We start from the raw sequence: 5,264 nt of genomic DNA, 5'->3' as shown, positions 1-5,264 counted from the left end.
TTGGTGATTGGATTGGGCAAAGAAATAAAATATTTGAAACTTACGTCCCTCTAGAACCAGACAAAAAATTTAATTTAAAATCACAATCATTTTTCATTCTCAACTCAATGGGTATTGCATCAAATAGAGATGCATGGGTGTACAATTCATCTAAGGTAAACGTCTCTGAAAATATGCTTTCAATGATTAATTTTTATAACGAACAAGTTGAAGATTATAAAAATCATAAACCTATGGATGGAGATAAATTATCCGCTAAAGACTTTATTGATAAGAATCCTTCTAAAATAAGTTGGTCTAGTAGTTTAATACCTAAGCTTGAAAATGGTTTAAATGCTATATTCCAAGAAGACAAGATATTTCCTGCACATTATAGGCCTTTTACAAAACAATATCTGTACTATGGAGAAAAAATGATTCATAGGCGAAGTCAATCAGATTTCATTTATCCCATCCCCAACACATTTAAAACAAGAAATATCTGTATACCAGGAATAGGGGTAACCAAAGATTTTTCATGCTTAATGACTAACGGCCTAACGGACATGGAATTAGTTGGAAAAAATCAGTGTTTTCCCTTACACTATTACGAAGAAAGACAAAAATCAAGCCCCGGTCTTTTTGATTCTGATGGAGATAGTGAATTTATAAGAAGAGATGGTATTTCAGATTTTATCTTAGAAAGAGCCAGAAAGGTCTATGGTAAAAATGTGAGTAAAGAGGATATTTTCTACTATGTCTATGGTATTCTTCATAATCAAGATTACCGCACTGCTTTCGAAAATGATCTTAAAAAGATGCTTCCTCGGTTGCCTTTGGTAGAAGATGTTAGAGATTTCTGGAAGTTTAGTAAGTCAGGTCGCCAGCTAGCAGAGCTTCATATCAATTATGAAGAAGTAGAGCCATTAGATTCAGTCAAAGTTCAATTGCCGGAAGCTAACCTTCAAATGGATGCCTATGAATTCTACTCGGTTGAAAAAATGCGATTTCCTAAGAAGGATATTAAGCATACTATCAACTACAATAGCAGAATTACCATTTCCAATATTCCAGAAAAGGCCTATGAGTATGTAGTCAATGGCAAGAGTGCCATTGAGTGGATTATGGAGCGTTACCAAATAAAGGTAGATAAGAATAGCGGCATTAAAAATGACCCTAATGATTGGTCTCGAGAAAATGAAAAACCATCATATATCTTAGACCTTTTACTAAGCATAATCAACGTAAGTGTCCAAACAGTTGATATCGTTAATGATTTACCAAAAATAAAATTTGATTAATCATGCCATTTGAAAAAGGTGATATAATATGGGTTGAAGTTGAAAAACGAGACCCTGAAGTATTGAAACACCCCGCAGTTGTTTGGAGTGATTTGGTTGAGGACGGATCAGATTTTAACGGTATAATGCTAACTCATTCTGAACCAAGCGAAAGATTTAATAACATATTAATGTTAGAAGAACATTTTGAGCCCAATCATGAAATTAAATTTTCACGGACACACTTTGTAAATCAGGTCTTTATAAAATTTGAGAGTTGGGGGCCGTTTTTTAAAGCAGGGAAATTAACTGTTGAAGGGATTGAATTTATTGATTCAAACTTGAATAATTCAGACCCAATAACTTTTGAAGATTATTTGATACTAAATGCTTAAGGATGTTCTTACATATAATTTAGATGTAGTATTCTGTGGCACAGCCAAAGGCAAAGCCTCCGCATTAAAGGGCTTTTACTACGCTGGCCCAGGCAACAAGTTTTATGACATACTTCATAAAACTGGCCTTACTCCTCACAAACTTAGACCAAATGAATGCTATGACATCAATCAATATAATATCGGTCTCACAGATTTGGTTCATTCAGAATATGGCAACGACAATCAAATAAAAGACGAAAGCTATGATGTCGTAAGCTTCAAATCTAAGATTCTTAAGTTTAAACCGAAGATTGTAGCTTTCAATAGTAAGAAGGGCGCTTCATTTGTATTAGGTTATAGAGGGGTTACAAGTCTTGTGGAATATGGTTTACAAGATGCTACCATTGGCAATAGCAAATTATTTGTGCTTCCCTCCACCTCAGGTAGCGCTAGGCGGTATTGGGATGATTCATTTTGGTTTCAACTAAAGTCAGTATTATGATACCATTTAGTTTAGATGAGATTGAGAATGAAGATGAATTTGAAGATCTTGCGGCAGCATATTTTAAAGACCTAGTTTCTGAACAGAAAAATGATATTTCAAGGGTTGAAACTATCCAAAGTGGTAAAGGCCCTGATGGCGGAAGAGACATTTTAGTTCATTTAGGTTTTTCCGATGAAGTTTCGGTGTTTGAAAGAACTTGGGTTGTTCAGTGCAAATTCTATAATGACAGTGTCGGGCCGTCCCATATAAATGAAATTAATCTTCCTTCATTAATTCATTCATACAATGCAATAGGGTATCTCCTTATATGCAAAAACGGAGTAACTTCAGGTATTTCTAATTTGTTCGAAAGATTATCCAGTGAATGTTCGTTTGGTTATAAATATAAATTTTGGAATGGAAATGAGTTTAAGAACAAGCTGATAATGAGAGAATCATTGCACGAAGTGTTTTTTCCAAAATATTACTCAGAGATGCTTAAAATAATAAGGAAATGAGAGTTTTTATATCACATTCCATACAAGATAAAGATGAGTATCTTTTGACACTTCTTTCTTCAGAATTAAGAAGCAAAGGCTTCTCAATTACATTGTCTGATTTTATGTACCCGATCAGTAGTTTCACTAAAATTAATATAAATAAATCCCAGCTTTTCATTGGGATAGTCACCAGTGATGGTTTTGATCTGACAAGAGTTTTAAAAGAAAGAATTCATGCGGAAACCGCAGGTCTTCCATGTATTCTACTAGTTGAAGACTCAATAAAACAGATTAATCCTAATATTGATGGTATCATCTTTAACAGATATAATCCACACGATGCAATTCATCAAATCAACCAAACACTAACTAATCTTCAAAAGACAAAAGCTGAATCCAATACATGGGCGTGGGTACTAGGAGGATTGGCTCTTGTAGCACTATTAAATACATTATCTGACGATGATTAATGGATAGGCACTTAAACATCTTCGATTTTTTTAATAATCATGATAATCAGTATTATGAAGATAATCTATCGAGAGGTTTTGCATTATGCCTAAAATATGATACCGTACTTTTAGATAACGTTCTTCGTTTCTTACTAGATAGTAAGACATATTCCCAACTGTTTCATACTGATTATCCAGATTATCAGATAAATATTGATTTACAAAAAAGGCCTGGAGATCTAGAGAATTTTACAAAAGTAATTGCAGTTGCTTGTAGTGGTTCAGAAATCAATATTGATTCGATAGAGCAAATAAAGCCCAGAAAAACTGAAAGCCCAATTACAGACCTATGTTTAGAAATAAATGATACATGTATCATTTTTGAATTCAAGCGCACTGCAGAAGACTGTTCTGCTCAACTAAAACGTCAAGCTGAACTTATTAAAGCCAATTCACCTGAGACGACCGAAATTACTTATGTTGATTTTAATTGGCGCAAGATCATTAAAGTGATGCTTAACGTGATTTCACTTCAAAGGCAAATTAACTCTGAGAATCAGTTTACAATTGATTTTATCAGATTCATTGAAAAAAAGCATGCTGATTGGTTTCCAAATAGACTTTTACAAAATATTTCTTTCCCTAAATCAGAAAATGACCCAAACCGCTATTATTTAAATGAAAGATTAAATCAAATCAAAAATCAGGTTGCTAAACATCTTAATGTTGATGTCAAAGAATATACGGGTAGATATTACAGACTAGTTCTGGCAGTAGATTGGGGTTGGGCGCAAGAAGTTCATATTGAGAGCCAGGAATTAAACTCTAATGGATATATTACTATTTCAATATATCCAGGAGATACAAAAGGTCAAGGGTGGCATCTTTACAAAAAAGACCACCCAGCCATAACATGGCCTCCGCTTATTAATGACTTTGAGTTGGATTATACACCATTTATAAAATTTAGCCATTTTAACTCTGGCTTATTTTGGTACTGCCCATCTAAACCAGAAGAGTATAATCAAACACATAACAGAGGTTTTTTTGAAAAAGTAGCCGGTAGACACTGGAAACCCCAATGGAAAAATTTAGAAGACACACTAAAAAGTCTTGCTCCTAATTGGCAAGAAAACTGCGACTACCACCAAAAAATTCTTAATTCAAATAGGACTTATTTCGATCTTTCATTGGGTATACTTCTTACACTATATATCCCTTACAATGTTGCTCAAGCTTTAGATGAAAATGAACTCAACAGCAATTTGGCTAGAGAACTAAGTACCGTTATTCTAGAAATGAAGAGAATAATTGATGAAAGCTGAGTTCGTGCATTAGGTATTTTCAATCAATTTAATAGGTGTTTTTCACTAATTTAGATTGCTAATAATATTAGCAATTATATACCTTTGTCTTATGTTAGATTCAGGTGTTTATTTGGTTAAGGAACTTGGTGGAAAAGAAAAACACAGCTATTTAATTATAACCAACACACCAAATGGAGCTTTCTATCAGATTAATGGAGGAGTAATGCAATACCTCAGAGAAGATACTTTTGAGGGCTCATATGAAGTTCTAGGCCGTTTAAGAAGACCATTAGATATTAAACTGGTTCGTTTAAACTTAGAATGGCGCGATTCAGAGGGTCATGAATTCGAAACCTCCATGACAGACATTCAACTCCTTAGAAATCTATTTCAGTCTTACCCGGAACTAGCTAAAACTTTTGGATCTAAAAAAATCTAGTAAGTCATCAAGTATAATTCTTGACAATTGAATCACTTCATTTGATATTTTGCACTATGATTTGATGTATTGAATCATAGTGTCACACTCAACATAATGAAGAAAATTAATCTAATTTCTCTGGTTCAAGCCTATAAGAATCTGGATTCTATAACTTTTGAGAACTACCTAAAGTTCTTCTCAACAAATATTAGTTCATCTGAACTCGATGACTTAACAGTATTCATAGAAAACATTTATGATTCTAATATTGATCCACGAATCTTTGATGGGTTTTTTGTTGGTTATTCAATCCCACAAATTAGTAAGGAGTTTGATTTACTCAGATTCGGAAAAGACTATGTAATTAATTTAGAATTGAAAAGAACTCAAACTAATGATAAGATTAGAAAACAACTAATAAGGAATCATTATTACTTGAGTTTTTTAGAAACTGAAATATACTG

8 protein-coding genes are annotated in these 5,264 nt (G+C 33.3%); all 8 read left to right on the top strand.

Going from position 1 to position 5,264, the window contains the following annotated elements; all coding sequences use genetic code 11:
- A partial coding sequence (locus tag E1140_RS02065) for a type ISP restriction/modification enzyme (RefSeq protein WP_343034123.1) occupies positions 1-1,280 on the top strand: 1,280 nt, incomplete at its 5' end.
- A gap of 2 nt (positions 1,281-1,282) precedes the next feature.
- Positions 1,283-1,654 (top strand): hypothetical protein, encoded by a 372-nt coding sequence (locus tag E1140_RS02060; protein ID WP_155178526.1) that lies wholly within the window; start codon positions 1,283-1,285, stop codon positions 1,652-1,654.
- Positions 1,647-2,138: a mismatch-specific DNA-glycosylase gene (locus tag E1140_RS02055; protein ID WP_155178524.1), complete on the top strand. Its 492-nt coding sequence runs from the start codon at positions 1,647-1,649 to the stop codon at positions 2,136-2,138. The genes E1140_RS02060 and E1140_RS02055 overlap by 8 nt, the downstream gene beginning before the upstream one ends.
- On the top strand, positions 2,135-2,638 hold the full coding sequence (locus E1140_RS02050; RefSeq protein WP_155178522.1) for a restriction endonuclease: 504 nt from the start codon (positions 2,135-2,137) through the stop codon (positions 2,636-2,638). The genes E1140_RS02055 and E1140_RS02050 overlap by 4 nt, the downstream gene beginning before the upstream one ends.
- Positions 2,635-3,090: a hypothetical protein gene (locus E1140_RS02045; RefSeq protein ID WP_155178519.1), complete on the top strand. Its 456-nt coding sequence runs from the start codon at positions 2,635-2,637 to the stop codon at positions 3,088-3,090. The genes E1140_RS02050 and E1140_RS02045 overlap by 4 nt, the downstream gene beginning before the upstream one ends.
- On the top strand, positions 3,090-4,397 hold the full coding sequence (locus tag E1140_RS02040) for a hypothetical protein (protein ID WP_155178517.1): 1,308 nt from the start codon (positions 3,090-3,092) through the stop codon (positions 4,395-4,397). The genes E1140_RS02045 and E1140_RS02040 overlap by 1 nt, the downstream gene beginning before the upstream one ends.
- 91 nt (positions 4,398-4,488) lie before the next feature.
- Positions 4,489-4,818, top strand: a complete 330-nt coding sequence (locus tag E1140_RS02035; RefSeq protein WP_155178515.1) for a hypothetical protein — start codon at positions 4,489-4,491, stop codon at positions 4,816-4,818.
- A 96-nt stretch (positions 4,819-4,914) separates the two neighbouring features.
- Positions 4,915-5,264, top strand: a 350-nt coding sequence (locus E1140_RS02030) for a hypothetical protein (protein ID WP_221412610.1), incomplete at its 3' end; no start/stop codon positions are given.

Source organism: Fulvivirga lutimaris, from assembly GCF_009711525.1.
In the GTDB taxonomy this organism is placed as follows: Bacteria; Bacteroidota; Bacteroidia; order Cytophagales; family Cyclobacteriaceae; genus Fulvivirga; species Fulvivirga lutimaris.
Note: the sequence above shows the minus strand (reverse complement) of the source record. Positions and strands in the feature narration are given on the sequence as shown.

Excerpts from the sequence above, each read along its gene's own strand:
- E1140_RS02035 (WP_155178515.1), top strand. The coding sequence starts at position 4,489 with ATGTTAGATTCAGGTGTTTATTTGGTTAAGGAACTTGGTGGAAAAGAA.
- E1140_RS02045 (WP_155178519.1), top strand. The coding sequence starts at position 2,635 with ATGAGAGTTTTTATATCACATTCCATACAAGATAAAGATGAGTATCTT.
- E1140_RS02060 (WP_155178526.1), top strand. The coding sequence starts at position 1,283 with ATGCCATTTGAAAAAGGTGATATAATATGGGTTGAAGTTGAAAAACGA.
- E1140_RS02050 (WP_155178522.1), top strand. The coding sequence starts at position 2,135 with ATGATACCATTTAGTTTAGATGAGATTGAGAATGAAGATGAATTTGAA.
- E1140_RS02040 (WP_155178517.1), top strand. The coding sequence starts at position 3,090 with ATGGATAGGCACTTAAACATCTTCGATTTTTTTAATAATCATGATAAT.
- E1140_RS02055 (WP_155178524.1), top strand. The coding sequence starts at position 1,647 with ATGCTTAAGGATGTTCTTACATATAATTTAGATGTAGTATTCTGTGGC.